The sequence below is a fragment of the Aeromonas sp. TS_SC_11 genome, from assembly GCF_057318915.1.
Map to the genome: position 1 here is coordinate 1,743,376 of NZ_CM170470.1, position 24,125 is coordinate 1,767,500.

Consider the following 24,125-nt stretch of genomic DNA (forward strand, 5'->3'; position numbering starts at 1 on the left):
CTCTTACCGCTGGAGCTCAGATGAACACCGCTTACTTTCTGATTAACACGATTTTTGATATCTACCTCATGGTGGTGCTGCTGCGCGTCTGGTTGCAGTGGGCCTGCGCCGACTTCTACAACCCCATGAGCCAGATGGTGGTCAAGGTGACCAATCCGCTGGTGATACCGCTACGCCGGGTCATTCCTGGCTTCGGTGGGGTGGATATGGCCTCGGTGCTGCTGGCGGTTATCATTGCCTTCGCCAAGCTGGCACTGCTCAAGAGCATGAACGTGCTGCTGGCCGACTGGCTCACCATCAGCCTGTTTGCCGCCCTGACAGTGCTGAAAAAAGCGGGTTCCATGATCTTCTGGGTACTGCTGATCCGCGCCATCCTGAGCTGGGTCAGCCAGGGTCGCAACCCCATCGAACACGTGATGCACCAGCTGACCGAGCCCTTCCTTGCCCCTATCCGCCGCATCCTGCCGGCACTGGGCGGGCTGGATCTTTCCGTGCTGGTCGCTTTTATCGGGCTGCAGGCCATCAACTATCTGCTGGGTGATCTGTTCGGCCAGCTGTGGTGGATGATTTGATGCCAGCCGTCCTGCGGGAAGGGGATGAGCTGATATTGCATCTGATGATCCAGCCCAAGGCGAGCCGGGATCAGATCGTCGGATTGCACGGAGACGAGTTGAAAGTGGCCATCACGGCGCCGCCGGTGGATGGCCAGGCCAACAGCCACTTGATCAAGTACCTGGCCAAGCAGTTCAAGGTGGCCAAGGGACAGGTTCGCATAGTGCGCGGGGAGCTGGGACGGCACAAGACGATTGCCATCGAGTCGCCCAGGCAGATCCCCGCCGAGATCCATGCCCTGCTGGAGACTCAGGGATAACACGAGAAGGATGACACCATGAAAACAGCCTGGATAAGCTGCCTGCTGGCACTGCTGATGACGTTGCCGCTGCGGGCGGAACAGATGAAGGAGCTGGGGCCCTGGCAAGTGCACTACAGCGCCTTCAACTCCAGCTTCCTTACTCCGGACGTGGCCAAGGCCTACGGTCTGGAGCGCAGTCGCTACAATGGCATCATCAATATCGCTGTGCAGAACAAGCAAGGGGTGGCACAGGCGGTGGGGATCACGGGCGAGGCCAAGAACCTCACCGGCACCCTGCGCACCCTGACCTTCCAGGAGGTCAAGGAGGGGGACGCCATCTACTATCTGGCTGTGCTGCCCTATCGCAACCAGGATACCTACCAGTTCACCTTGAAGATCATGGGGGAGGGGCAGCAACAGACGCTCACCTTCCAGCAGACCTTCTACGTCGACTGAGGCAAGTGTCTCGTTCGATAAATGAAAAAGCCCCGAACTCAGGTTCGGGGCTTTTTCATTTGGCTGATTCAGCTGGCGGGCGTGAAGTCGTGGATCTCCCCCGGTCTCGGGTTGAAGCGGGGGTCCTGATCCTGGTGATGCGTCGCCCACTCCATGGCCTGACAGAAGCTCTCCTGCTTGGCAAATTCGTCGCGCATCTGATCGATGGCCCGCTCGGCCAGGCGTCGCTTCATCTTGCTGGCATTGCGATCGCTGAATTGCTGGTGCTGGGTCAGCATCCAGTCCGTGAACGCCTGACGGCATTGTGACTCGCTTGCAGCGTGGGCAGGCAGTGTGACCAGCAGGGGGATCATCAATAAGAAACGCATAACAAACCGGATAAGAGAGTGAAGGTTGATGGAAAGGGCGGCATTTTATGCCGAAAACTTGAGCATGAACAGCCCTGAATGGGGGCCAGTCAGGCTGGCCCCCGTATGATCAGTGCTTGATGAGGTAGAGCTGGCGGCTATAGGCCACGTCTTCCGGGTTGTTGATGGGATACCCCCTGAGCCAGGGTTTGATCAGCCGTGCATTGGTGTACTGATAGATGGGGGCGATCGGCGCCTCATCTTGCAAGATTGACTCGGCTTCGTCGAACAGGCGGGCTCGCTCACCGGGATCCCGGCTCTTGGCCGCTTGAGTCAGGATCTCGTCATAGCGTGCGTTGGCGAAGCGGGCCATGTTGCCACTGTGCCGTGAGCCCCACAGGCCGAGGAAGGCGGAAGGATCGTTGTAATCGGCCACCCAGGAGGAGCGGATCACCTCGAACTGACCGCTCTGGCGGCTGTCGAGATAGGTCTTCCACTCCTGATTGGTGAGCTCGACTTGCGCCCCCAGTTTCTGCTTCCACAGGTTGGCGATGGCCAGCGCCATCTTCTTGTGGATTTCGGCGGTGTTGTAAAGCAGGGTCAGCTTGAGTGGCTTGCCCGGGCCGTAACCGGCCTCCTTGAGCAGCGCCTTGGCCTTCTCATCCAGCGCCTGCTGGCTGCTGCTGGAGAGCAGGTTGGCCTTGGGTTCAAAATCGGCCGTCACATCCGGCGTGAAGCGATAAGCCGGTTTCTCGCCAGTGCCCAGTACCTTGGCGGCAATGAGGCCGCGGTCGATGGTGTAGGAGAGCGCCTTGCGTACCCGCACATCGTTCAGCGGTGGCAGCTGGGTATTGAAGGCGTAGTAGTAGGTGCCGAGTTGATCCGGGGTATGGACCTCACCCGGGATCTGCTGCATCAGCTTGTGATACTGCTCCTTGGGGAAGGATTCCGTGATGTGCAGATCCCCTGCCAGGTAGCGATTGGTGGCAGCGGTCTCCTGGTTGATGGGGACGAAGGTGACCTTGGTCAGCACTGTATGAGCCCTGTCCCAGTAATGGGGATTGGGGGCCAGCTCCAGCTTCTCGTTCACCACCCGTTGGCTCAGCACGAAGGCGCCGTTGCCGACCAGCTTGCCCGGCTGGGTCCACTGGTTGCCGTATTGTTCCATGCTGGCCTGATGCAGGGGTGACAGGCTGGGGTGGGTCAGCAGGCTCAGAAAATAGGGCACAGGCTGGGAGAGGGTCACCTGCAGCGTGTGCTCGTCGAGGGCTTTTACCCCGAGCGCCTCGGGCGGCAGCTTGCCAGCTACTATCTCGTCCACCTTGGTGAAGTGAGCCAGCTGGGCAAACCAGGCGAAGGTAGCGGCCTCCTTTGGATCAACCAGCTTGCGCCAGCCGTAGACGAAGTCGGCAGCCTTGACCTTGTCACCGTTGGACCAGCGTGCATCCGGTCGCAAATGGAAGGTAAACTGCTGATTGTCCTTGTTGTCCCACCGCGTCGCGACGCCAGGCAGCACCTTGCCATCCGGCCCCTGGGTCAGCAGCCCCTCGTAGAGGTCTCGCAATACCTGCAGTTCGGGCAGGCCGACCAGCTTGAGCGGGCTCAGGCTTGCCGGTTCATCTTTCAGGTGACGCACGACGGCCTGTTCGGCGGCGAGTTGGGTGCCGGGCGGAACATCGGCGGCCTGGACACAGGCACAACCCAGCAGGGCCAGCAAGGGACTCCATCCTTTCATGGTTAATCCTTCAAATAGTGTGAAGCGGGGAGAAAACTCGGCGAGAAATGATCGCCGGCAGACGGGAAATCATGATATCCCCTTTGCTGGTCAGACCGCCAGTATGAGTCCCGGTATTTCAGGGACGGTATGGAACCTTATTTGACCCGCTGATCTGCGATCAGGGGAAGAGGAGTGAACGATGAGAGCATGGATCCTGTTGGCCTTGGCCATCAGTCAGGGCGCCTGGGCGCTGGCGCCTTGTGAGCGCGAGACTCAGGTCGGCAGCTGGTGCGAGGTGAACATAGATCAACTGCATCCGACCCAGGGCGGTGTTGGCCAGATCCAGGTCGACAATACTCAGGCAGAACTAGCGGGCAAGAGCGAGAAGCAGCTTGATAAAGTGATGAAAAAGAAAGAGATCCCCATCGTCATAGCACCGGATGGCGGCTACTGGCTGGTGGACAGGCATCACCTCACCAAGGCGCTGTGGCAACTGGGGGTGAAGCAGGCCAGGGTCAAGGTGATAGCGCGGCTGCAGGACAAGTCCAGCTTCTGGAGCCAGATGCAGGGCAATCACTGGGCCTGGCTCAAGGATGAGAAGGGAGCCCCCCTGACTCCGGAGCAGTTACCTGTCCATATCGGCGACTTGCCCGATTACCCCTACCGGACTGTGGCGGGCATGCTGCAGGATGCGGGTTATTTCGAGAAGCGGGATCAGGTCTATTTTGTCGAGTTTGCCTGGGCCAGCTGGCTCGGCCAGCAGCTGAACTGGCTACCGGTCGATGGCGCCAGCTTGATGGAACGCCTCAATCAGGCCAAACGGCTGGCGTGCAGCAGCAAGGCCAGTGATCTGCCCGGTTATCCCGGCAAGCAGTGTCGGGTCAATCAGTCACGCAGCGGCAGCTGAATCAGGGAAACAGCAGGTCGAGTACGGGGCGCCCGGGCGCCCCGTACTCGTGTTTTTACTCCTGTTCGGCTGAGTGCCAGCGAGCGGCGGCCTGCTCCAGCAGCGCCACCTCTCCTTGCTGGATCAGCGGCAGCAGGGCTTGCACCTGCTCATCCGGCCAGTCCCACCAGGCCAGTGCTTGCAGCCGTGTTGTTTCTTGCACAGCAAAGCGCTGGCGGATCACCCTGGCGGGCGTACCCGCCACCATGCAGTAAGGTGGCACGTCCTGTGTCACCAGGCTGCGGGCGGCGATAATGGCGCCATCCCCGATAGTGACTCCCGGCATTATCATGGCGTCCATCCCGATCCAGACATCGTTGCCGATACGGGTATCGCCGGCGGGGCGGTAGCTGCGCTTGAGGGCATCCAGATCAGCGAAGGGATAGGTACTGATAAACGCCGGGTTGTGGGTGTGGTTGCCTCCCATGATGATCTTCACGCCCGCGGCGATTTGCACATAGTCGCCGATATGGAGCCTGTCTATGTGCCAGAGCGGCTCCCAGCCGGTGTCGGGTGAGCGGCTCCAGCTGTCACCGTGCAGATAGCGCACGGCCTCCTCTTCAAAAGGACCGTCCCAGGCCCCCGAGTAGTAGCTATGCTGCCCCTTGAGGCTGATGTTGGGATTGGTCACCGTCAGATGCAGGTACTCGACCTGCGACCAGTGTTGGCAGTGCTTCATGGCTGTGTTCCTCGTTCAATGGATAAAGGGATAAATGGCGCGAGGAGCGCAGCTAATAGATCCAGACCAGCAGGCGGGGCACGCACAGTGTCGAGCAGCCCAGCACCTGGGGTAAACGGGGTCGCAACATGAAAAGGGGATCCTGACAGTGGAGGCCAGATAATGGGACCGGATGGTAAGACATGAGAAGGACGATGCCAACCGGTTGAACGCCTTGCTGGTTAAATCCTGCACAAAAGGTCCGGTTGATATTCATTCTCAACTGGGCATGATAAGGATCCCACCCATAGACTCGGGAGATCAGCATGACCCATCATATCTGGCAGCGTTACATGCTGGAGGCGGAAAACGCACTGGGCGCTGGGGCGCTGGGTGCGGCTATTTGCCTCTATCAGCAAGCCCTTGCCGAAGTGTACGAACTGGCCGGCGATGATCTGGATGAGCTGGCCAGCATGCGGGTGGCAACCTGCCATCGACTGGCGGATTTCTGGCGCGCCATGGAAGAGCCTGCCTATGAGCTGCGCTACCTCAAGCTTGCCTCCGAGCTGGTGACGGCACTGGTGCCCCAGTGCCCGAACCGGGAGTGCGAGTCCCTTGTCAGCGAGCTGGGTTGCTGCCAGGCGGCGCTCATCTCCTTCCTCAAGCGCCACCCCAATCCCGAGATCGCCCGACTGATCCAGCTGCAGGACAAGGTACAGGGCTGCGAGCTGATAGGCCGGTTTCGTCTGAACTGAGGATCAGGCCCTGTGTTTGAGCCTTTGCGCGATCCTGTGTTGCGCCTCTTCCCCCTGCAAGGCGAGGGAGAAGGCGCGCGCCTCCAGATCGATGATGAAGTGCACCGCCTGTTTCAGCTCCTGTTTGAGCAGTGCCTTGCTCTTTTGCAGCGCCTTGGGCGGCTTGGCCGCCAGCTTCAATCCCTGATCCCGAGCCAGTGCCAGCAGCTCGTCGGCGGCAACTACCCGGTTGGCCAGACCCAGGCGCAGTGCTTCATCAGCGTCGATGGCCTCGGCCAGCAGCAAGAGTTCCGCCGCCTTCAGATGACCCACGGCGCGGGGCAGCAGCAGGCTGGAGGCAAACTCCGGCACCAGCCCCAGTTCGACGAACGGCAGTTGCAGCCGGGCATTACCCCCCAGATAGACAAGATCGCAGTGCAGCAGCAAGGTGGTGCCGATCCCGACTGCCGGCCCCCCGACGGCGGCGATGACGGGCTTGGGAAAATCCGCCAGTGTGTGCAGGAACTGCAGTATGGGGTCATCGGCATCCAGACTAGATTTGCCCATGAAGTCCGCCAGATCGTTGCCGGCGGTGAAACAATCGCGCTGCCCCTGTATCAGCAACACGTGTACGGCGTCATCTTGTGTCGCTTGCCGCAGTGCCTGAGTGAGCGCACGATACATGTCGGTATTGAGGGCATTGCGCTTGTCGGGGCGATTGAAGGTCAGGGTGAGCAAGCCATCCTGCTGCTCGGCAACGATAATGGGGTCCATGTCTAAATCCTTGTTATCACAGGCTGCCAAAAGATTACTGCTGCGGTAAGCTTCACGGCGTTTAACAACATCATAAAAGGATTTCAACCATGTTTAAACGTGCGTTTTACTCCCTGCTGGCGCTCGGTCTGGCCGCACCGGCCCTGGCCAAGGTCGAAGCCGTCGATGGTTATGTGCGCCTGTTGCCTCCGGGATCTCCCAATACCGCGGCTTTTCTGGTGCTGAAAAATGACGCCGACAAGCCGGTGAAGCTGGTGGCCGCGGCCTCGCCCGAGGTAGGGCGCGCCGAGCTGCACACCCATCTGCATGAAAATGGCGTCATGAGAATGCGCCAGGTCGAGAGCATAGCGATCCCGGCCAAGGGGGAAGTGGCACTGAAACCGGGCAGCTTTCATGTGATGTTGTTCGAGGTGCGCGAGTTGTCACAAGGCACTCCTTTCCCGCTGACCCTGACCATGGATGATGGCCAGACGCTGGAATTGAACCTGCCAGTGAAGCCGATTGAACCCATGGCAGGGATGCAGCACTGACATTAATGGACGCTTGTTCAGCTTTTTGCACTGTGTATTCCCGCCACACTGGGTAAAATGATGGCCTTTCCAGTCCATAAGAGAGTGAAATGATGAAGAAGACCTTGATTGCCGGTTGTGTGCTGGCCCTGTTCAGCCAGGCTGCCATGGCCGCTGATGACTGGCGTATCGCTGCCGGTGCCGATGTATGGAACGCTCAGGGCAGCGGCCAGATTGACGGTATCGGGGCCAACGGCAGCTATGACGAGAACTACAACTGGAGCGGCTACCTGCAACTGGAGCACGGTATCATTCTGCTGCCCAACGCCAAGTTCGAGATCTCCGATTTCGGTACCAGCGGTGGTGCCCTCAACAACGATCTGATGGCCTACGACCTGAGCCTCTACTATCGCCTGTTCAACAACGACCTGTTCCAGATCGATCTGGGCCTGACCGGTCGTCGTTACGATGGCGATTTCAACACCCAGCACTACTCCTATGACAAGGATGTGCTGATGGCTTACACCGGTGCCGAAGTGCGCATTCCGGGTACCGGCTTTGCCGCCTTTGGCGATGCCCGCGTGCAGGATGCCGACAACTATGACTACCGTCTGGGTGGCTCCTACAAGTTTGCTGCCGTACCTCTCAAGGTCCGTGCCGGCTGGCGTGATGCGAGCATTGACTTCGATCGCGTTGATCAGCGTGTAGATGGCTGGTTCATCGGCGGCGAATTCACATTCTGATCTGACTGACAGGAGCTGATAATGGGTCACATCATAGTGACGGGGGCCGGGTCCGGTCTGGGCCGAGCCCTGACCATAGGACTGGTTGAACGGGGCCATCAAGTCTCCATGATGGGGCGTCGTTATCAGCGACTGCAGCAGCAGGAACTACTGCTCGGGAGTGCCGTGATCGGCATAGTCGCCGATCTGGCGCACCACGAAGACGTGGATGTGGCGTTTGCCGCTGCCGTGGAGTGGGGTGGTCTGCCGGAGCTGGTGCTGCACTGTGCCGGCACCGGCGAGTTCGGTCCGGTCGGTGTCTACACCGCCGAGCAGATCCGCCGGGTGATGGAGAGCAATCTGGTCTCCACCATACTGGTGGCCCAGCAGACGGTACGTCTCATCGGCGAGAGGGGCGGAGTGCTGGCCAATGTGCTCTCCTCCGCTGCTCAGGTAGGCAAGGCCAACGAGAGTCTCTACTGTGCTTCCAAGTGGGGCATGCGCGGCTTTCTGGAGTCCTTGCGCGCCGAGCTAAAGGACTCTCCATTGCGACTGGTGAACCTCTATCCGAGCGGGATCCGCAGCGAATTCTGGGACAACTCGGATCACGTCGACCCGAGCGGTTTCATGACACCGGAAGATGCGGCCGCCTATATGCTGGATGCGTTGGAAGCCAGAAGCAGCTGTCATGTGACAGACCTCTTTATCGGTCGCAACTAGGCCCCTTCGTCAACCAGTACGCCACTGCTGTGATGCACTTCAAGGCCCGCTGCCCACCTCTGGGCTGCGGGCCTTATCACAAGCGCCCAGATGGCGCATCGAGTTGCCTCACGTCAAACACGGGCTGCTTCTCCTCGAATGCCTTGCTTCCCACCGCCTGCCAGGCGCCCGTTCAACTCCTTCCCGCTACGCCAATCTCCCCAACATCATTTGCACGCTTGCTGTTGATGGCTGACTCACCAGTTCCTTCATCAGGTCTTTCAGCCATATCAGTGCGGGTTGCTGCGCATGCACCGGGTGCCAGACGCAGTTGAGGTGGTAATCCGGTACATCCGCAGGCAGGGGCAGGCTTTTCAGCGGCCAGTGGTTGGCGAGCAGTTCGGCCACCATGCTGGGCAGCACTAGCAGGTGGTCGCTCTGGCTGACAATGGTCGCTGCCGACATATAGCTCTGGCTGTTGACCGAGATGGTGCGGCTGTGGCCCTGGGTGCTGAGGTAGCGATCCAGACTCGCCTCCGAGGTGCCCAGCGGCGAGTGGAACACATGGGGCATCTCGATAAGCTGCTGCAAGGTGATCCGCTCCTCCTCCAGCTCCAGAGTGGCGCGCACCAGACCGGCCAGGGGCTCGGTGAGCCAGGTCTCCTTGCCCAGATACCTCGGCACCTGCATGTATTCGTCAAACCCTAGCACCAGATCGATCTCGCCGCTCGCCAGCTCAGCTTCCGGCAGCGTATCGCGCAGTATGCGGATCTCTATGGTGACCCCGGGTGCCAGCTTCTTGAGGCGCTGCATAAGCGGCGGGATCAGTACGCACTCCACATAGTCAGTGGTGCAGAGCACGAAGCGCCGTTTGGACTGGCTCGGTTCGAACACCTCCTCGTCGCTCAGTTGCTGCTCCAGCAGCCGCAGCGCCTGCTGTACCCCCAGATGCAGTCGCTGGGCGCGGGGGGTGGGCAGCATGCCTTGCGGGGTTCGGACAAGCAGCGGGTCGCCAAAGAAGGTGCGCAGCCGGCCGAGGGCGTGGCTCATGGCAGGCTGACTGATAAACAGCGCTTCGGCGGCGCGGGTGACACTGCCCTGTGTCATCAGGGCGTCAAAGGCGAGCAGCAGATTGAGGTCGAGCTGGTGCAGTTTCATGGAGGGATTATTTGCCTTGTTTATGGGACAATCCATCCTATTCATTTGATGGATGTGAGCGCAACTTCTTACACTGCGGCCACACTCATTTTTCCCGGGTGCGCCAGGCGGTTGCGCAGCCGATGACCAACTGGTGGGCCGTCCGGCACGCTGCCGGGGCGATCGACCGCCCATTTCCTCTCTTACCGGCCCTGTGAGGCCCGCAAGGATATTGCGATGAGCATCAAGACTATTGACTCCACCCCTGCTGCTGACGGTTTCACCATGCCCGCCGAGTGGGCGCACCAGCAGGCCGTCTGGATGATCTGGCCGTTTCGCCCGGACAACTGGCGTGAGGCCGGTCGCTTCGCGCAAGCCACCTTCGCCAAGGTAGCCGATGCCATCGGCGGCGCTACCCCTGTCTTTATGGGCGTGCCCGCCCAGTTTATGGAGCAGGCCCGCGCCATCATGCCTGCTCACGTGACGCTGGTCGAGATGGCCAGCGATGACTGCTGGGCCCGCGACACTGGCCCGACCGTGGTCACCAACGCTGCTGGCGAGTGCCGTGGTGTGGATTGGGGCTTCAACGCCTGGGGCGGCCACAAGGGCGGGCTCTACTATCCCTGGGATCAGGATGAAAAAGTGGCGGCCCAGATGCTGGAACAGCACGGCATGGATCGCTACGACGCGCCGCTCATTCTGGAAGGGGGCTCCATCCACGTCGATGGCGAAGGCACCTGCATGACCACAGCCGAGTGCCTGCTCAACGAAAACCGCAACCCGCACCTGACCAAGGATCAGATCGAAGCTTATCTGCGCGACTATCTGGGCGTGAAGAGCTTTATCTGGCTGGACGAAGGCGTCTACATGGACGAAACCGACGGCCACATCGACAACGTCTGCTGCTTCGTGCGCCCGGGTGAAGTGGCCCTGCACTGGACTGACGATGAGAACGATCCCCAGTACGCCCGCTCCCTGGCCGCCCTCAAGGTGCTGGAAGCGGCGGTCGATGCCAAGGGTCGCAAGCTGAAAGTGTGGAAGCTGCCCCAGCCGGGCCCGCTCTACTGCACTGAAGAGGAGTCTGCCGGTGTCGAGAGCGGTACCGGTGTGCCGCGCGAAGCACAAGGTCGTCTGGCCGGTTCCTACGTGAACTTCCTCATCACCAACGATCGCATCGTCTACCCGCTGCTGGATGCCGCCACCGATGGCGAGGCCCAGCGCATTCTGGAAGAGATTTTCCCGCAGCATAAAGTGGTCGGCGTACCGGCTCGGGAGATCCTGCTGGGCGGTGGCAATATCCACTGCATTACTCAGCAAATCCCTTCTGGCAAGTAAGAACCGGTTCCAGTTGGTATTCAAAACCCCACGCCGTGGGGTTTTATCTCTTGCTTGCGTGATGGTCGCAGGCGCTGATGCCGCGACCACCATTACAAACAGTCACCCTTTTACAGGAGATCCAAATGATCGAAGTGACAGAGGTTTCCATTGCCGAGCTGCGCGGTGCGCTCGAATCAGGCCGCACCACAGCGGTCGAACTGGTCAAGGCCTATCTGGCCCGTATCGCCGCCTACAATGGCCCCGAGACTGACACCAAACTCAACGCCGTCGTGGTGCACAACCCCGACGCGCTGAAAGAGGCGCAAGCCTCTGATGCCCGCCGCGCCCGTGGTGAAACCCTGAGTCCGCTCGACGGCATTCCCTACACCGCCAAAGACAGCTATCTGGTCAAGGGGCTGACGGCCGCTTCCGGCAGCCCGGCCTTCAAGGATCTGGTGGCCCAGCGCGATGCCTTTACCGTTGAGCGGCTGCGGGCTGCAGGTGCCATCTGCCTTGGCAAAACCAATATGCCACCCATGGCCAATGGCGGCATGCAGCGCGGCGTCTATGGCCGTGCCGAAAGTCCCTACAATGCCGACTACCTGACTGCGCCGTTTGCCTCCGGCTCCTCCAACGGTGCCGGTACCGGCACAGCCGCCAGCTTCTCTGCCTTTGGTCTGGCGGAAGAGACCTGGTCGAGCGGCCGTGGCCCCGCCTCCAACAACGGCCTGTGCGCCTACACCCCGTCCCGTGGCGTGATTTCGGTGCGCGGTAACTGGCCGTTGACCCCGACCATGGATGTGGTGGTGCCCTATGCCCGCACCATGGCCGATCTCTTGGAAGTGCTGGATGTGGTAGTGGCTGACGATGCTGACACCCGTGGCGATCTGTGGCGCATGCAGCCCTGGGTACAGCTGCCCAAGGCCTCTGAAGTGCGTCCGGCTTCCTATCTGGAACTGGCTGCCAAGCCCGATGCCCTCAAGGGCAAGCGCCTCGGCGTGCCGCGCATGTTTATCAACAAGGATGAACTGGCCGGCACCAGCGACAACCCCGGCATCGGTGGCCCGACCGGTCAGCGCATCCATACCCGCCCGACCGTGATTGCCCTCTGGGAAGATGCGCGCAAGGCGCTGGAAGCCGCTGGCGCGGAAGTTATCGAAGTGGACTTCCCGCTGGTTTCCAACTGCGAAGGGGACCGACCCGGCGCGCCGACCGTGTTCAATCGCGGCATCGTGAGCCCTGAGTTTCTCAACGACGAACTGTGGGAGCTCTCCGGCTGGGCGTTCGACGACTTCCTGCGCGCCAACGGCGATCCCAAGCTCAACAAGCTGGCCGATGTCGATGGGCCGAAGATCTTCCCCCACGATCCGGGCACCCTGCCGAACCGCGAGGGCGATCTGGCGGCGGGCATGGACGAGTACGTCAATATGGCCAAGCGCGGCATCAAGCGCTTTGACGAGATCCCCACAGTGCCGGACGGCCTGCGCGGTCTGGAGAAGACCCGCAAGCTGGATCTGGAAGATTGGATGGATGGGCTCAAGCTCGACGCCGTGCTGTTCCCCACCGTCGCCGACGTCGCCCCGGCTGACGCGGACGTGAATCCGGCCTCCGCCGATATCGCCTGGAGCAACGGCATCTGGGTTGCCAACGGCAACCTCGCCATTCGCCACCTAGGCGTGCCGACCGTTACAGTCCCCATGGGGGTGATGGCCGATATCGGCATGCCGGTGGGCCTGACCTTCGCCGGTCGCGCTTATGACGACAATAACCTGCTGCGCGTCGCCTCGGCCTTCGAGTCCACCGGCAGCAAGCGCCAGGTGCCGCCGCGTACTCCGCCGTTGGGGTGATAAAAACTAATCGGTGAAAACACTTCTTACGTCCTTTTAAGAGGGGCTTAAAACCACCTGCTATGCAGGTGGTTTTACTTGTTCAGAATGAAAGCGTTCGGATGGTGATAAGCGGGCGGGTAATCTTGGATATCCACCTTTCCTCTATCGGTTTATCACCCCGTGACATTCTACTAGGCGGCAGGAGTATTCGCGCTATCACCAAATAGATTCCATCTTGAGAATTTATTTTAGAAAGCCTTGAAATTATTTATTAAATCTATTATTAACAACTCCAACAAACTTGACAACCAAGTGATTTCTTTTTCTTCTTTATTTAGAGGGGTCAACCTAAACCCTGATTCTATACTTTCAGCATGTATTAGTTTATTGCGTGCGAAATACGCATATTTAATGCAAAGTGTGGCGGCTAGATGAGAATCGTTGGTGGTGTTTTCATGTGCATTCAAATGTGCCATCACATCATCATAGAGATTTTGTGATTTTAAATATTCATCTCGGATCGTAATAGTATCTCTGATGATCTTAATCAATCTATAATCTTCATTTCTGATGATGAATTCTTTGAATGCCTTAGTCTTCTTTAAAGTTGCGAAGTCATTAAGTACGAATTTATTCCAACGGATGTTACTTCTGATGTCCTCTATGGACATGCTATGAATTTTTGATGAAATAAGTGGGTAGGAATAAAAGTTGGTAGTCATATGCTGTCTAATAAAAATATGACATTCATGATCTGATGTTTTTTCAGCAACGGCCTTGTAAATAGCATTAAAGGCTTTCCACTTGTTTTCAAACTTTCCATGTTGACTGTCAGCGTATAAAGATTTTATAAGAAATGTTAGTCCGTAAAGATATCCATGATTCTTTGGTGTTTCTAAGAAAATAGCCTTCAAAGAAACCAAGTCAATATTTCCTAGGCTTGATAGATCAGCATTCTTATCTACTATTTGGTTAAGGTTATTATCTTCTAATTTAATACTTTCATATGGTTTATTTGAGATCAGCTCAATCGTAATGGATTTTATTTGTGTTGGTTTTCTAGTTGCGCAGTAGTAATAAATTAGCGCTTTAGTTATTTGGCGAAATAGAGCGCTATTATGATTTATGAAAATCCCATTCATATCGACTTTATTTGAACGTCTTGCGCTAATGAAAATATTATCTTCTTTTATCGTGATTTCATCACAATACATTTTCGATTGAGGGTAAGGAACTAGCTCTTTATCTAATAGCATTTTAGATGATGTTGAATTCATCTCGATAGATATAGCATACTCGTTTGTTCTTGTTGTTGGAAATTGTGAACCCACTGGTTACCCCTTTTATAAACTGGTTCTAGCAAAAATACTCATGGATGGAAACTGCTGTGCGGTACAGTTTTACATTCAGAATTTATATGATAACGATCATGATGACGGAAAAAAGATAATTTCAGCGTAAGTTTGAGGAGGATCAATTAATGACTCGAGGTCAGTAAATTCGAATAGCGAAGCCTATCCGGACGATCGCGATAAGGGGTCGCCAAGAGGCCGCTGATATCCAGAGTTCCTGCTGTCTTGCCATGACTCGGTGCGCGGCGCTATGCGGACGCTTACGCTGCGCTAATCGACCCTACCTGATTGGTCTTTTTGTTACCTCCCCCTCATCCCCGACCCTTCTCCCGCAAGGGGAGAAGGGAGCAAATATGCGCCTCTGATTTGGTCTGGCAACCGGGCTTGGGAATGGCAAGGACCATCCCCTCTCCCTCGGGAGAGGGATAGGGTGAGGGGCCGCTATCTTTGTTGTAGGTTCGAATAGCGAAGCGTATTCGGACGTTCGCGAATAGGATGTCGCTGCTGATTTCTCCGGACTTTCTCCAGACTTCACCTTCTCTTCACAGAACCCCATTTTCCCTTCACAAATCCCCCGTATCTTCTGCCCACTGCGTAAAGGGCCCGGCTTGCCACAGGGGTGGCGAGGGGGCGGTTGGTTCGAGGGAGCAAGATGATGAAAGGTTGGATCAAATGCGGGTTGGCCGGTGCCCTGGTGCTGGTGGCGAGTTTCTGGGGCGGCAGCGTGCATGCGGCGGCGATATCGCTCACTCAGGTGAGCGGCCCTGTGTATGTGGTGGAGGACAACTACTACGTCAAAGAGAACTCCATGGTCTATTTCGGGGCCAAGGGAGTGACGGTAGTGGGGGCGACCTGGACGCCGGATACCGCCCGAGAGCTGCACAAGCTGATCAAGCGGGTCAGCAACAAGCCAGTGCTGGAGGTGATCAACACCAACTACCACACGGACAGGGCAGGGGGTAACGCCTACTGGAAGTCCATCGGAGCCAAGGTGGTGTCGACCCGCCAGACCCGGGATCTGATGAAGAGCGACTGGGCCGAGATCGTCGCATTTACCCGCAAGGGGCTGCCGGAGTACCCGGACTTGCCGCTGGTGCTGCCGAACGTGGTACACGATGGCGACTTCACCCTGCAAGAGGGCAAGCTGCGCGCCTTCTACGCGGGCCCGGCCCACACGCCGGACGGTATCTTTGTCTACTTCCCCGACCAGCAGGTGCTCTATGGCAACTGCATCCTCAAGGAGAAGCTGGGCAACCTGAGCTTTGCCGATGTGAAGGCGTATCCGCAGACGCTGGAGCGACTCAAGGCGATGAAGCTGCCCATCAAGATTGTGGTCGGCGGTCACGACTCGCCGCTGCACGGCCCAGAGCTGATTGATCACTACGAGGCGCTGATCAAGGCCGCCCCGCAGGCATAGAGAGCCAGGGCGCAGAGATAGCAAGAAGCGGCGCACCCTTGAAGGGTGCCAGCCAGAGAAAACGCCCGAACGGGCGTTTTCCTGTTTCTAGCGCACCGGATTTTCTGTGGCTGATTTCCGAGTCTTGCCGACCGGCGGCTGGCCCCCGGCATTAAGGCTGTTCAAGCCGTGTGGGCTTTCATAAGATGGATTCCTCTCTGGCCAGGCAGCAACAAGTGACTGTTATGCAATATAAATCCCTCGAGCGCCTGAAGCAGGCCTTTGTCACCGGTATGTGGGCCTCGCTCGCCAGCATCATCATTGGTTTCGCCTTCAAGGTGTGGCTGGCGCAGTGGGTGGCCAAGGGAGACCTGGCGCTGTTCAACAGCGTGGTGGATTTGATCTCCCTGTCGCTCATCCTGATGACAGGTTTTCGCTCCTCCATGGTGGTGAGCTACTCCCAGACCAAAAACGACAGAGACATCATCAATATCTTCCGCTACTTCCTCATCGGAATTGTGCTGCTCACCTGGGGGATAGTGATCCCCTATATCAAGCACGGGCTCCATATCCGGGTGGAGTACCTGCAACTGGTGGGGATCATCTTCGGGCTGGGGCTCAAGGTCTACTTCACCAATCTGGTGGCCATGTACCGCATGTATGCCATTTCCAACAAGGTCACCTGGCTGGAGCCGCTCGCCAACGCCCTGATGTTTATGGCCTGCTACTTCGGGCTGGGGATGGATGCACTCTCGTCGCTCTTCTACGGGCTGACGCTCTCGTCGCTGGGCATTGCCCTCTATATGTATCTCTATCGCCGCCGGGACATCGCTACCCGGCCGCTGGCCAAAGTCGAGCTCGGCCCCGAAATGCGCAGCTATGTGAAGAAGAGCTTTACCGCCTCGCTGGAGGCGGGGGCCAGCATACTGATGATTTACATTACAGTGCTGCTCACCATACGCCACTTCAGCATCGACGAGCTGGGGGATTTCCAGGTGGTGGTGCGCCCCATCTTCACTTATATGACGCTGCTGTTTGTCTTCCCCATCTACCGCTTCGTGCTGCCGGAGCTGGCGGTCAATCTGCGCAACGGCGATCACCGCCAGATCAGGATGATCCGCCGCTGGATCTTCCGCCTCTCCGCCATCGTCAGCCTGGTGTTCTTTATGCTGATGCTGCTGGCGGGCAAGCCACTGGTGTTGCTGCTGTTCCCGGCCGAATACGGGGGCGCCGTGCCCGTGCTGTTCCACTTCTCCATCTTCTTCATCTTCATGATGCTCAACGGCTATCAGCTCGCCTATATCAAGGCCCATGGCCACTTTACCCAGAGCCTGCTGATCCGGCTGGCGGGCATAGTGGCGCTTGTGGCGGCCTACTATCTGGTAGCTCGCTTCACCACCAATGTGGTGGCCATTATCGTGGCACTCGGCCTCGGCTATATGGCGATGTTTATTCTCTCCACCCTGGCGGAGCGGCAGATCCTGAAATCCCTGCCATTGGTGCTGGCGACCCGCTAGGTGTTCAGTAGCCAAGGGTGGTGCTGGTCTGTATTGGATAATGAAAAACGCCCATTCGGGCGTTTTTCATTGGTGGGATTGAGGCGGCTTAACGCTTGCCCTTGCCGCTCTTGTTACCGCTTAGGGCCTGCTTTCTGGCTCTCTGTTTCTGGGCGGCCTTGCCGTTGCGGCGTGGCTCGGGTTCGAAACGGGTGAGGTCTGGCTCAAAGCCCGGGAACCACTGCTGGGGCAGGCGAGTGTCGAGCACGGCTTCCACCTTTTCCAGCAGCGGCGCATCTTCCGGGCTGAACAATGTGATGGCCAGCCCCTTGTTGCCGGCGCGGCCGGTACGACCGATGCGGTGGACGTAATCTTCGGCCACAAAGGGGAATTCAAGGTTAATCACGTAGTTGAGATCCAAGATATCGAGACCGCGGGCAGCCACGTCGGTGGCGACCAGGGCTTGCAGGGTGCCGGCGCGAAATTCCAGCAGCACTTTTTCTCGCGCCCCTTGCGACAGATCGCCGTGGAAGGCCAGCGCATTGATGCCCGCCTTGCCAAGCTGCTGGGTCAGCTTGTCGGCCCCCTGACGGGTGCGGCTGAAAATAAGCACCGGCGCCCACCCCTTCACCTTGATCAGGTGTTCCACCAACGCCAGCTTGCGCTCGCCATCCACCGCATAGACCCGCTGCTCCACCTCGGCCGCCGTTGTGTTGCGCGGTGCCACTTCGATCAGCTCAGGGTCGCGCAGCAATACACGGCTCAAGGCAAACAGGTTGTCATCGCAGGTGGCCGAAAAGAGCAGGGTCTGGCGATCCGCCGGTATCTGTTTGAGCAGCGCCTTGATCTCGTCCAAAAAGCCCATGTCGAGCATGCGGTCCGCCTCGTCAAACACCAGATGGCTGAGGTGTTCAAGGCTCAAGGCCCCCTGACGCAGATGGTCGAGCAGGCGGCCCGGGGTGGCGATCAGCAGATCCACCCCGGTTTTCAGCGCCTCGACTTGGGCGGCTATGCTGACCCCGCCGTAGACCAGGGCGCTGGTGAGACCCGTACCTTGCCCGTAGCGCGTCACGCTCTCAAAGACCTGTACCGCCAGCTCGCGGGTAGGCACCAGCACCAGGGCGCGGATGGGGCGGGGCGCGTCGCTCGCCGGGTGTTGCATCAGTTGCTCCAGCAGCGGCAGCACGAAGGCAGCGGTCTTGCCTGTGCCGGTCTGGGCCCCCGCCATCAGATCCCGCCCCGTCAGAATGGTGGGGATAGCGCGAGCCTGAATGGGAGTGGGCGCGGCATAACCGAGCTCGCTCAGAGTCTGCTGCAAACGGGGGGAGAGGGCCAGTTCGGCAAAGGAGGCAATGGACATAGGGGCACCAGTGTGGGGTTATCGTGGCCAGAGCCACGACAGAAACAATCGTAGTGGCCGGCATGGTAACAGAAGCGGGGGCATGGGCAGAAGGCGGGGAGGGGACTGGCCTTTATCCCTCGCCATATCCCCACGGTCGGGCTCGGGAGCTGCGCCATGGCGAGCAATTCCCTGTGCTGGTTAGCGGCAGTGAAACACCTCTTCCAGCGCATCCACCACGGCGCGCACACGGCTGGCCTTCTGCAGGTCGGGGTGGAGCACCAGCCAGATATCGACCGGATCGCTGAGGGCGGGCAGCACCCGTACCAGCTCGGTCTCTTTGTCTGCAAGAAAGGTGGAGAGCAGCGCTATCCCCAGCCCCTGACGGGCCGCCGCCAACAACAGCAGCTGGGCATTGCACTGCAGCACCACATTTGGCTCGTGCAGCGGCTCCCCGCACAGGCTGTGCCAGTGGCGGGAGACCAGCTCTTTGGCAAACAGCAGCAGGGCGTGCTGGCTCAGGCCGAGGCCGCACTTGGGCGTGCCGTGTCTGGCCAGATAGTCGTGAGAGGCGTAGAGCCCCATCTCTATGGTGGTGAGGCGCTTGATCACCAGCTCGTCGTTGTCGGGGCGCAGGCCCCGAATGGCGAGATCGGCCTCGAGACAGGCGATATCACTGACGTTGACCGCCGTCTGCAGGCTGAGACGAATGCCGGGATGGCGCTCGCGCAGCAGGGTGAGGGCAGGCAGCACGAAGGCTTGTGCCAGGGTGTCGGTGGTGGCGATGCGTACCTCGCCGCACAGGCTCTGATCCCCGGCGCTTGCCTTGCGTTCTATGGCCTGGATGGCCTGCTCCATGGCGCTGGCATCGGCCAGCATGGTTTCGCCGAGCGGGCTCAGATCATAGAGTTTTGGTGTGCGGATAAAGAGTTTGGAGCCCAGATTCTGCTCCAGCGCCGTGATGCGTCGCCCGACGGTAGCCTGATCGACCCCCAGCACCCCGGCCGCGCCACGCAGTGTGCCCTGTCTTGCCAATGCCAGAAAAAAACGCGCGTCATCCCAGTTGATCATCGAGCCTCCCACTCAAGTTCCCCCCGCTGGGGCGAGCCCATTAGAAGCCAGCACAGGCGGGATCACAAGCCAAGTGTGCCCTTGTGTGCGTGCAAATAGATGCCGAACGCATGCATTATTGAAGCCGCATGATGCATTTGTGCTGCTGTCGGCGGCGCTGTGCGGGCGCTATCATGGCCGCCTCTCACCAGCGGGGTTTGGCCCCGCGCCCATCGGAGCCGTGCATGTCATCACCCTTGTCTACCCCCGGGCCCTGCGAGTCGGGCGTTGCCCATGGCGCCATTCTGCTGTTTCTGCCGCTGGCCCTGATGTCGGCGCTGCTCAACAGCAGCGTGCCTACGCCGCTCTATCCCCACTATCAGCAGATGCTGGCGTTGAGCGATGTGAGCCTCACCCTGATTTATGGCGGCTATGCGGCCGGCGTGCTGATCTCGCTGTTCGGAGTGGGCAATCTGGCGGGCCGGGTGACGGACCTGCGTGCCATGATATTGCCTGCGCTGCTGGCGGTGCTGGGTGGAGCCCTGCTCTTCTCCCTGGCCGATTCGTTCTGGTCGCTGCTGCTGGCGCGGGTCTTGGCCGGCATTGGCACGGGTGCGCTGACCGGCGCCGCCAATGTGGCCTTGCTGCGCTTCGGTCCCCGGGATGGCGGCAAGCGGGCGGCCCTCAGTGCGACCCTCTCTTTCACCGCCGGGCTGGCGCTCGGCCCGGTATTCAGCGGCTTGGCGCTGCAACTGGACTTCTATCCGACTCAACTGCCCTTCCTGCTCATCATGGGGCTGGCGACCTGCGCCATGGTCGGCGTTGTGCTGAGCTGGCCCGCCAGCGCACGAGCGCAGCCGCCAGTGGCATCGGGGCAAGGCAAGGGCTCCTTGGGGGAGGGGCTCAAAGCCACGGGGGCTGCGTTTTTCCTCTGCGCCCTGGCTCTGTTTACTGCCTGGGCGGTGGCGGCCAGTCTGCTGGCAATCGGTCCCAAGGTGGCTAGCCAGTTGCTGGGGATGCAGGATCTCGGCCTGTTCGGCTATCTCATCGCAGCCTATCTGGTGTTCTCCGGCCTGTGCCAGCTATGGGCTCGCCGCCTCGATGCCCGCCACACACTGCAGAGCGGCTGCCTTGCCCTGGCGCTCAGCGTGCTGCTGTTTACCGGCGCCGTTCACTATCAGTCGTTGTGGCTGGCAGGGTTCGGGCTGCTGGTGTCCGGTTATGCCCAGGGCGCCGCCTTTGTAGGCAGCGCGACTTTGGTCAATCGCATTGCCCCCAGCGCCAGCCACGCCCGGCTGGTGTCGCTCTTCTATGTGATCGCCTATGTGGCCAACTGGGTGCCTGTGCTGCTGGGCTGGGTGAGCGACAGCGTCGGCCTGCTGGCAGCGGTGGATGTGCTTGCCGTCGGCAGTGTTCTGATCAGCCTTGGGCTGGCCTGGGTTGTGTCGCGAACCCGCTTCGAGCGAGCAGCGGCCTGAGGCATTTATCCGCCAGCACTTACTCCGCTACGACTACCCGTTTGGCATCCAGGTGGTGCATCCATTCCCGCAGGATCAACAACACGGCGGCAAAGTGCCGCCCCTTGGGCAAGTGGGCCGCCGCCAGCGGGTCCCCTTCCACCATGGCGGCAAACTGGCCGAACAGCTGCTCAATGCTCTCCCGACTCAGCTCATGGCTGCCGAACTCGCCCGCCAGCGGGACCGGGCTGTGCAGCGTCACCAGATCGTGGGCCGGAATGCGGGCCGCCAGCGGCATGAGCGCATCCTCCACCACCATGATGGCACGTTCCAGCTCGTGCGCTGTCGGCGGATCCTGGCGAAACGGCCCCGGTGTCATGGCGTCGAGACCAAATGCCAGCTTGTAGGTGATGGTGATGCCATCGGCCTGGGTGATCAGCACCTTGCTGATCTGTTCACCCAGATTCAACGCCAGGGTAGGGGCTTGGGGTCTGGTCATGTTGCTTCCTCTGTGATCCCGTCACGGCAAAGCCTATCCATACACCCGCCAGCATGCACTGGCGAGTGCTTTTCTGTTTCCCCCATACAGGTGAAACGGCTTGCAATGCTGATGATAGGTGGCATTCTGGATGTCTAAATGGCTATTCTTGTTCATCTATCACGATTCAGGAGTTCTGATATGGATATTCGCACCGCTCCCCGGGCCCTTGCGCTCGCCCTCCTGCTGGCCAGCGGCATCGCCGTCGCCAACGAGGCCCTGGTGATCCAGACTGATTTTGGCCTCAAAGATGGCGCAGTGTCAGCCATGAAGGGGGTTGCCTTCGGGGTAGACCGCACTCTGCCGCTCTATGATCTGACCCACGAGATACCGGCTTACAACATCTGGGAAGGGGCTTACCGCCTCTATCAGACCCTGCAGTATTGGCCCAAGGGCACTGTGTTTGTCAGCGTGGTAGATCCCGGTGTGGGCACAGATCGCCACTCTGTGGTGCTCAAGACCAGGAGTGGCCACTACATAGTCACCCCGGATAACGGCACTTTGACTCTGGTGGCCGAGCATTTCGGCATAGACGCTGTGCGTCAGATCGATGAGAAAACCAACCGTCTCAAGGGATCCGAGAAGTCTTACACCTTCCACGGTCGCGATGTTTACGCCTATACGGGCGCTCGGCTCGCCTCCGGTGCCATCAGCTATGAGCAGGTGGGCCCGCTGCTGCCCGCCGACGTGGTGAAGATCCCTTATCAGCCGGCTGTGGCCGAGAAAGATGGCACCCTCAAGGGCACAATCCCGATCCTGGATGTGCAGTACGGCAACGTCTGGACCAATATCGACGAGACACTGCTGACCCAGGTGGGGATCAACAAGGGGGACAAAGCCTGTATCAAGATCAGTGAAGGGGATGTGGTCCGGTATGACGGCAAGGCGCCCTACGTCAGCAGCTTCGGCGACGTGCCGGAAGGCCAGCCGCTGGTCTACCTCAACAGCCTGTTGCAGGTCTCGGTTGCCCTCAACATGGACAGCTTCGCCGCCAAACATCAGGTGCAGTCGGGTGCCAACTGGCATATCAGCCTGAAAAAGTGCTCATGATCATCCGCTGACACACATAAAAACGGGCGCTACGGCGCCCGTTTTGTTGCTGCTTACCGCAGCGCGACGGGGGGCGGCACTTCCGTGTAGCGCCCGTCAATCTCCCGCTGATAGTAGTGGCCGTCTCTGACGTAGTAGCGGCGACCATCCAGATCCAGCGGGATGAGGTGGGTCTCCGTTTGCACCAAGATGGCCTGAGTGGGTGGCGTGACCACCACATAGTGGCTCTCCTGTTGCTGGTAATAGATGCCGCCGAGCACATAGTAGGTGAGGCCCGCCAGCAATATGGTCTCCACCCCGCCTGGCAGCCTGTCGATGCGATGGCCCGGCGCCGGGGCTGACCAGGGGCCTGCGTAGTGACCATGGCGGAGGGCGGAAGGTGGCATGTCTCGTCCCGGCGGGCCGCCCTGTCTGCCCATCTCGCCCGGGCCCGCGAGCGCAGGAAGGGTGATAAATAGCGCCAGCACCCACGGCCAGGAGCGATCCTTGTTCATCTTATTGGCCCTTGAGCGGAGCAGTGATGGGCTGGGCCCGGATGGCTTGCGGCGGCAACTCCCGCACACTGATCACCACCTCATAGCGTTTGTCTGTCTCGGCGGCAGGGATGTTCTTGAACAGCTCCTGAGCAGTCGCCTGGGGATCCTTGCTCTGCTTGCTGGCCTGATAGAGTACCGAGGGTGGCGGCATATGAGCGCCGGGGCGATCGGGAAGGGGAGGCTGCATGTCGCTGGCCTGCACAAACAGGCTGCCGAGCAGCATGGGCAATAGGAGGGCTTTGCATGACATGGGATGACTCCATCCGGGTGAATATGGCCCATCAAACGCTACACCCATGCTGCGCTCAATCGCTTTTACACACCCTTTTCACCCCCTTTACAGTTGTGACAACGGGCGCCAGAGCGCCCGTTGTGTGTCATGAAACCGGGTCGGCCTCAAAACTCGTTTGAGAGCGCCTTGTAACCTTTGACCAGGTCTATGTTGGTGTGAGCCACATCTTCGGAAAACTCGGTGGCATCCACAGTGACTCTGGGGATCTCGGCCAGATCGCTCTGCTGGTTGATGCGGGTCGTGGAGGGCACATAGAAGCCGGGGGGCAGATCGCAGCCATCCACCACAGAGTTGTGGCGCACCACTGAACCTTCACCTATATGGCAGTTGAACAGCACACTGTTGAAGCCGATGAAGACCCGGTTACCGACTTCGCAGGGCCCGTGCACTATGCTGCGGTGGGCGATGGAGGTGTACTCGCCTATGGTGACGGCAGCGCCGGACTTGGAGTGGATCACCACCCCGTCCTGAATGTTGGAGTTGGCGCCGATGACAATGGGCTCCATGTCGCCATTGGCATCCACCTCGTCGGCGCGGATCACCACATAGGGGCCGACAAACACGTTTTCCTTGATGATCACCTTGCCACAGATGATGGCTGTCTTGTCGATATAGGCGGACTCGTCGATGACCGGCAGGTGGCCGGATGGATTCTTGCGGATCATGTTGCATCCTGTTGAAGATGAAATCGGGATGGGGAAAGGGCGAGGCATGAGGGCCTGCCGGTGGGTCAGCTTACGCCTGTGGAACGGGAGGGGGAACCCTTTACTGGTCTGACCCCCAGGGGCGCGCTGTCATCTTGCCGGGGTGTTCCCTCTTCTCAAAATATGGGAGCATGACGTCTGCCGACGGGGCTGCGCTGCCGCGTTGGCACTCTTTTGATATAACGCTGGAACCCAAGATGAAGAAGATTGTTGTGCT

27 protein-coding genes (1 of these 27 running past the window's edge) are annotated in these 24,125 nt (G+C 59.3%); 15 read left to right on the forward strand and 12 right to left on the reverse strand.

Translation table 11 applies throughout. From position 1 onward, the window contains the following. The first annotated feature begins 20 nt into the window (after window positions 1-20). The 3 genes from AC1P02_RS08255 to AC1P02_RS08265 are packed head-to-tail and all read left to right on the forward strand — an operon-like array spanning window position 21 to window position 1,309. On the forward strand, window positions 21-572 hold the full coding sequence (locus AC1P02_RS08255; RefSeq protein ID WP_485184907.1) for a YggT family protein: 552 nt from the start codon (window positions 21-23) through the stop codon (window positions 570-572). Continuing rightward, on the forward strand, window positions 572-871 hold the full coding sequence (gene yggU, locus AC1P02_RS08260) for a DUF167 family protein YggU (RefSeq protein WP_021140455.1): 300 nt from the start codon (window positions 572-574) through the stop codon (window positions 869-871). The genes AC1P02_RS08255 and yggU overlap by 1 nt, the downstream gene beginning before the upstream one ends. Window positions 872-889: 18 nt before the next feature. Then, window positions 890-1,309 (forward strand): DUF4426 domain-containing protein, encoded by a 420-nt coding sequence (locus AC1P02_RS08265; RefSeq protein ID WP_005320482.1) that lies wholly within the window; start codon window positions 890-892, stop codon window positions 1,307-1,309. A gap of 68 nt (window positions 1,310-1,377) precedes the next feature. Here the strand turns inward: AC1P02_RS08265 and AC1P02_RS08270 are convergent, their stop codons facing one another. After that, window positions 1,378-1,677 carry a hypothetical protein gene (locus tag AC1P02_RS08270; protein ID WP_011899099.1) on the reverse strand — a complete coding sequence of 100 codons (300 nt, stop codon included), beginning with the start codon at window positions 1,675-1,677 and terminating at the stop codon, window positions 1,378-1,380. A gap of 109 nt (window positions 1,678-1,786) precedes the next feature. After that, window positions 1,787-3,391, reverse strand: coding sequence for a peptide ABC transporter substrate-binding protein (locus AC1P02_RS08275; RefSeq protein WP_485184910.1), 1,605 nt, complete (start codon window positions 3,389-3,391; stop codon window positions 1,787-1,789). A gap of 181 nt (window positions 3,392-3,572) precedes the next feature. Here AC1P02_RS08275 and AC1P02_RS08280 point away from each other — a divergent pair, with 181 nt between their 5' ends. Continuing rightward, window positions 3,573-4,280, forward strand: coding sequence for a ParB-like protein (locus AC1P02_RS08280; protein WP_005320489.1), 708 nt, complete (start codon window positions 3,573-3,575; stop codon window positions 4,278-4,280). 55 nt (window positions 4,281-4,335) lie between these two features. On the opposite strand, the gene AC1P02_RS08285 is transcribed toward AC1P02_RS08280, so the two are convergent. After that, window positions 4,336-4,998, reverse strand: coding sequence for a CatB-related O-acetyltransferase (locus tag AC1P02_RS08285; RefSeq protein WP_461603498.1), 663 nt, complete (start codon window positions 4,996-4,998; stop codon window positions 4,336-4,338). Window positions 4,999-5,303: 305 nt separating this feature from the next. Here AC1P02_RS08285 and AC1P02_RS08290 point away from each other — a divergent pair, with 305 nt between their 5' ends. Continuing rightward, window positions 5,304-5,732, forward strand: a complete 429-nt coding sequence (locus AC1P02_RS08290; protein WP_059112457.1) for a DUF2753 family protein — start codon at window positions 5,304-5,306, stop codon at window positions 5,730-5,732. Between the two features lie 3 nt (window positions 5,733-5,735). On the opposite strand, the gene AC1P02_RS08295 is transcribed toward AC1P02_RS08290, so the two are convergent. Beyond that, a complete protein-coding gene (locus tag AC1P02_RS08295) occupies window positions 5,736-6,485 on the reverse strand; it encodes an enoyl-CoA hydratase-related protein (RefSeq protein ID WP_485184914.1) in 750 nt (249 codons plus the stop codon). Between the two features lie 89 nt (window positions 6,486-6,574). On the opposite strand from AC1P02_RS08295, the gene AC1P02_RS08300 reads away from it, so the two are divergent. The 3 genes from AC1P02_RS08300 (at window position 6,575) to AC1P02_RS08310 (ending at window position 8,436) form a co-directional block, all read left to right on the forward strand. Beyond that, complete coding sequence (locus AC1P02_RS08300) at window positions 6,575-7,015, forward strand: copper chaperone PCu(A)C (protein WP_021140449.1); 441 nt, start codon at window positions 6,575-6,577, stop codon at window positions 7,013-7,015. A gap of 92 nt (window positions 7,016-7,107) precedes the next feature. Further along, entirely contained in the window at window positions 7,108-7,737 is a 630-nt protein-coding gene (locus AC1P02_RS08305; RefSeq protein WP_034283590.1) for a TIGR04219 family outer membrane beta-barrel protein, read from the forward strand. A 21-nt stretch (window positions 7,738-7,758) separates the two neighbouring features. Continuing rightward, on the forward strand, window positions 7,759-8,436 hold the full coding sequence (locus AC1P02_RS08310) for an SDR family oxidoreductase (protein ID WP_125729987.1): 678 nt from the start codon (window positions 7,759-7,761) through the stop codon (window positions 8,434-8,436). A gap of 186 nt (window positions 8,437-8,622) precedes the next feature. On the opposite strand, the gene AC1P02_RS08315 is transcribed toward AC1P02_RS08310, so the two are convergent. Then, window positions 8,623-9,573: a LysR family transcriptional regulator gene (locus tag AC1P02_RS08315; RefSeq protein WP_485184917.1), complete on the reverse strand. Its 951-nt coding sequence runs from the start codon at window positions 9,571-9,573 to the stop codon at window positions 8,623-8,625. 216 nt (window positions 9,574-9,789) lie between these two features. On the opposite strand from AC1P02_RS08315, the gene aguA reads away from it, so the two are divergent. After that, window positions 9,790-10,887, forward strand: a complete 1,098-nt coding sequence (gene aguA / locus AC1P02_RS08320) for an agmatine deiminase (RefSeq protein ID WP_485184919.1) — start codon at window positions 9,790-9,792, stop codon at window positions 10,885-10,887. 125 nt (window positions 10,888-11,012) lie between these two features. After that, window positions 11,013-12,716, forward strand: coding sequence for an amidase (locus tag AC1P02_RS08325; protein ID WP_485184921.1), 1,704 nt, complete (start codon window positions 11,013-11,015; stop codon window positions 12,714-12,716). 230 nt (window positions 12,717-12,946) lie between these two features. Here AC1P02_RS08325 and AC1P02_RS08330 read toward each other — a convergent pair whose 3' ends face one another. Then, complete coding sequence (locus AC1P02_RS08330; protein WP_485184922.1) at window positions 12,947-14,029, reverse strand: hypothetical protein; 1,083 nt, start codon at window positions 14,027-14,029, stop codon at window positions 12,947-12,949. Window positions 14,030-14,702: 673 nt separating this feature from the next. Here AC1P02_RS08330 and cphA point away from each other — a divergent pair. Next, entirely contained in the window at window positions 14,703-15,467 is a 765-nt protein-coding gene (gene cphA, locus AC1P02_RS08335; RefSeq protein ID WP_485184924.1) for a CphA family subclass B2 metallo-beta-lactamase, read from the forward strand. Between the two features lie 224 nt (window positions 15,468-15,691). Next, window positions 15,692-16,963, forward strand: a complete 1,272-nt coding sequence (locus AC1P02_RS08340; protein WP_485184926.1) for an MATE family efflux transporter — start codon at window positions 15,692-15,694, stop codon at window positions 16,961-16,963. An 88-nt stretch (window positions 16,964-17,051) separates the two neighbouring features. Here AC1P02_RS08340 and AC1P02_RS08345 read toward each other — a convergent pair whose 3' ends face one another. Both AC1P02_RS08345 and AC1P02_RS08350 read right to left on the reverse strand, forming a co-directional pair. Further along, window positions 17,052-18,302 carry a DEAD/DEAH box helicase gene (locus AC1P02_RS08345; protein WP_485184928.1) on the reverse strand — a complete coding sequence of 417 codons (1,251 nt, stop codon included), beginning with the start codon at window positions 18,300-18,302 and terminating at the stop codon, window positions 17,052-17,054. 180 nt (window positions 18,303-18,482) lie between these two features. Further along, entirely contained in the window at window positions 18,483-19,352 is an 870-nt protein-coding gene (locus AC1P02_RS08350; RefSeq protein ID WP_058395302.1) for a LysR family transcriptional regulator, read from the reverse strand. 224 nt (window positions 19,353-19,576) lie between these two features. Between AC1P02_RS08350 and AC1P02_RS08355 the strand changes: the two genes are divergently transcribed. Continuing rightward, window positions 19,577-20,809: an MFS transporter gene (locus tag AC1P02_RS08355; protein ID WP_485184931.1), complete on the forward strand. Its 1,233-nt coding sequence runs from the start codon at window positions 19,577-19,579 to the stop codon at window positions 20,807-20,809. Between the two features lie 19 nt (window positions 20,810-20,828). On the opposite strand, the gene AC1P02_RS08360 is transcribed toward AC1P02_RS08355, so the two are convergent. Further along, window positions 20,829-21,287: a hypothetical protein gene (locus AC1P02_RS08360; protein WP_271773672.1), complete on the reverse strand. Its 459-nt coding sequence runs from the start codon at window positions 21,285-21,287 to the stop codon at window positions 20,829-20,831. Window positions 21,288-21,467: 180 nt separating this feature from the next. On the opposite strand from AC1P02_RS08360, the gene AC1P02_RS08365 reads away from it, so the two are divergent. Continuing rightward, complete coding sequence (locus AC1P02_RS08365) at window positions 21,468-22,376, forward strand: SAM hydrolase/SAM-dependent halogenase family protein (RefSeq protein WP_447829468.1); 909 nt, start codon at window positions 21,468-21,470, stop codon at window positions 22,374-22,376. Window positions 22,377-22,429: 53 nt separating this feature from the next. Here AC1P02_RS08365 and AC1P02_RS08370 read toward each other — a convergent pair whose 3' ends face one another. From AC1P02_RS08370 to AC1P02_RS08380, 3 genes are all read right to left on the reverse strand, one after another. Continuing rightward, on the reverse strand, window positions 22,430-22,870 hold the full coding sequence (locus AC1P02_RS08370; protein ID WP_485184933.1) for a DUF6515 family protein: 441 nt from the start codon (window positions 22,868-22,870) through the stop codon (window positions 22,430-22,432). Between the two features lies 1 nt (window position 22,871). Then, the gene (locus AC1P02_RS08375) at window positions 22,872-23,162 is read right to left on the reverse strand and encodes a hypothetical protein (protein ID WP_485184935.1); all 291 of its coding nucleotides are present in this window, start codon (window positions 23,160-23,162) and stop codon (window positions 22,872-22,874) included. Between the two features lie 146 nt (window positions 23,163-23,308). Next, window positions 23,309-23,869 carry a gamma carbonic anhydrase family protein gene (locus AC1P02_RS08380; protein WP_005320532.1) on the reverse strand — a complete coding sequence of 187 codons (561 nt, stop codon included), beginning with the start codon at window positions 23,867-23,869 and terminating at the stop codon, window positions 23,309-23,311. Between the two features lie 236 nt (window positions 23,870-24,105). Here AC1P02_RS08380 and AC1P02_RS08385 point away from each other — a divergent pair, with 236 nt between their 5' ends. After that, window positions 24,106-24,125, forward strand: the 5' end (the start) of a protein-coding gene (locus tag AC1P02_RS08385; RefSeq protein WP_290024669.1) for a ribonuclease T2 family protein. The gene runs 631 nt beyond the window's last position; only the first 20 of its 651 coding nucleotides appear in the window; its start codon is at window positions 24,106-24,108; its stop codon lies off the right edge, out of view.

What these genes read in the sequence shown, in the direction of transcription:
- AC1P02_RS08270 (WP_011899099.1), bottom strand. Translation starts at nt 1,677, where the DNA reads ATGCGTTTCTTATTGATGATCCCCCTGCTGGTCACACTGCCTGCCCAC.
- AC1P02_RS08265 (WP_005320482.1), top strand. Translation starts at nt 890, where the DNA reads ATGAAAACAGCCTGGATAAGCTGCCTGCTGGCACTGCTGATGACGTTG.
- AC1P02_RS08370 (WP_485184933.1), bottom strand. Translation starts at nt 22,870, where the DNA reads ATGAACAAGGATCGCTCCTGGCCGTGGGTGCTGGCGCTATTTATCACC.
- AC1P02_RS08345 (WP_485184928.1), bottom strand. Translation starts at nt 18,302, where the DNA reads ATGTCCATTGCCTCCTTTGCCGAACTGGCCCTCTCCCCCCGTTTGCAG.
- aguA (WP_485184919.1), top strand. Translation starts at nt 9,790, where the DNA reads ATGAGCATCAAGACTATTGACTCCACCCCTGCTGCTGACGGTTTCACC.
- AC1P02_RS08310 (WP_125729987.1), top strand. Translation starts at nt 7,759, where the DNA reads ATGGGTCACATCATAGTGACGGGGGCCGGGTCCGGTCTGGGCCGAGCC.
- cphA (WP_485184924.1), top strand. Translation starts at nt 14,703, where the DNA reads ATGATGAAAGGTTGGATCAAATGCGGGTTGGCCGGTGCCCTGGTGCTG.
- AC1P02_RS08380 (WP_005320532.1), bottom strand. Translation starts at nt 23,869, where the DNA reads ATGATCCGCAAGAATCCATCCGGCCACCTGCCGGTCATCGACGAGTCC.
- AC1P02_RS08315 (WP_485184917.1), bottom strand. Translation starts at nt 9,573, where the DNA reads ATGAAACTGCACCAGCTCGACCTCAATCTGCTGCTCGCCTTTGACGCC.
- AC1P02_RS08355 (WP_485184931.1), top strand. Translation starts at nt 19,577, where the DNA reads ATGTCATCACCCTTGTCTACCCCCGGGCCCTGCGAGTCGGGCGTTGCC.
- AC1P02_RS08305 (WP_034283590.1), top strand. Translation starts at nt 7,108, where the DNA reads ATGAAGAAGACCTTGATTGCCGGTTGTGTGCTGGCCCTGTTCAGCCAG.
- AC1P02_RS08360 (WP_271773672.1), bottom strand. Translation starts at nt 21,287, where the DNA reads ATGACCAGACCCCAAGCCCCTACCCTGGCGTTGAATCTGGGTGAACAG.
- AC1P02_RS08325 (WP_485184921.1), top strand. Translation starts at nt 11,013, where the DNA reads ATGATCGAAGTGACAGAGGTTTCCATTGCCGAGCTGCGCGGTGCGCTC.
- AC1P02_RS08275 (WP_485184910.1), bottom strand. Translation starts at nt 3,391, where the DNA reads ATGAAAGGATGGAGTCCCTTGCTGGCCCTGCTGGGTTGTGCCTGTGTC.
- AC1P02_RS08255 (WP_485184907.1), top strand. Translation starts at nt 21, where the DNA reads ATGAACACCGCTTACTTTCTGATTAACACGATTTTTGATATCTACCTC.
- AC1P02_RS08365 (WP_447829468.1), top strand. Translation starts at nt 21,468, where the DNA reads ATGGATATTCGCACCGCTCCCCGGGCCCTTGCGCTCGCCCTCCTGCTG.
- AC1P02_RS08350 (WP_058395302.1), bottom strand. Translation starts at nt 19,352, where the DNA reads ATGATCAACTGGGATGACGCGCGTTTTTTTCTGGCATTGGCAAGACAG.
- AC1P02_RS08285 (WP_461603498.1), bottom strand. Translation starts at nt 4,998, where the DNA reads ATGAAGCACTGCCAACACTGGTCGCAGGTCGAGTACCTGCATCTGACG.
- yggU (WP_021140455.1), top strand. Translation starts at nt 572, where the DNA reads ATGCCAGCCGTCCTGCGGGAAGGGGATGAGCTGATATTGCATCTGATG.
- AC1P02_RS08295 (WP_485184914.1), bottom strand. Translation starts at nt 6,485, where the DNA reads ATGGACCCCATTATCGTTGCCGAGCAGCAGGATGGCTTGCTCACCCTG.
- AC1P02_RS08375 (WP_485184935.1), bottom strand. Translation starts at nt 23,162, where the DNA reads ATGTCATGCAAAGCCCTCCTATTGCCCATGCTGCTCGGCAGCCTGTTT.
- AC1P02_RS08340 (WP_485184926.1), top strand. Translation starts at nt 15,692, where the DNA reads ATGCAATATAAATCCCTCGAGCGCCTGAAGCAGGCCTTTGTCACCGGT.
- AC1P02_RS08300 (WP_021140449.1), top strand. Translation starts at nt 6,575, where the DNA reads ATGTTTAAACGTGCGTTTTACTCCCTGCTGGCGCTCGGTCTGGCCGCA.
- AC1P02_RS08280 (WP_005320489.1), top strand. Translation starts at nt 3,573, where the DNA reads ATGAGAGCATGGATCCTGTTGGCCTTGGCCATCAGTCAGGGCGCCTGG.
- AC1P02_RS08290 (WP_059112457.1), top strand. Translation starts at nt 5,304, where the DNA reads ATGACCCATCATATCTGGCAGCGTTACATGCTGGAGGCGGAAAACGCA.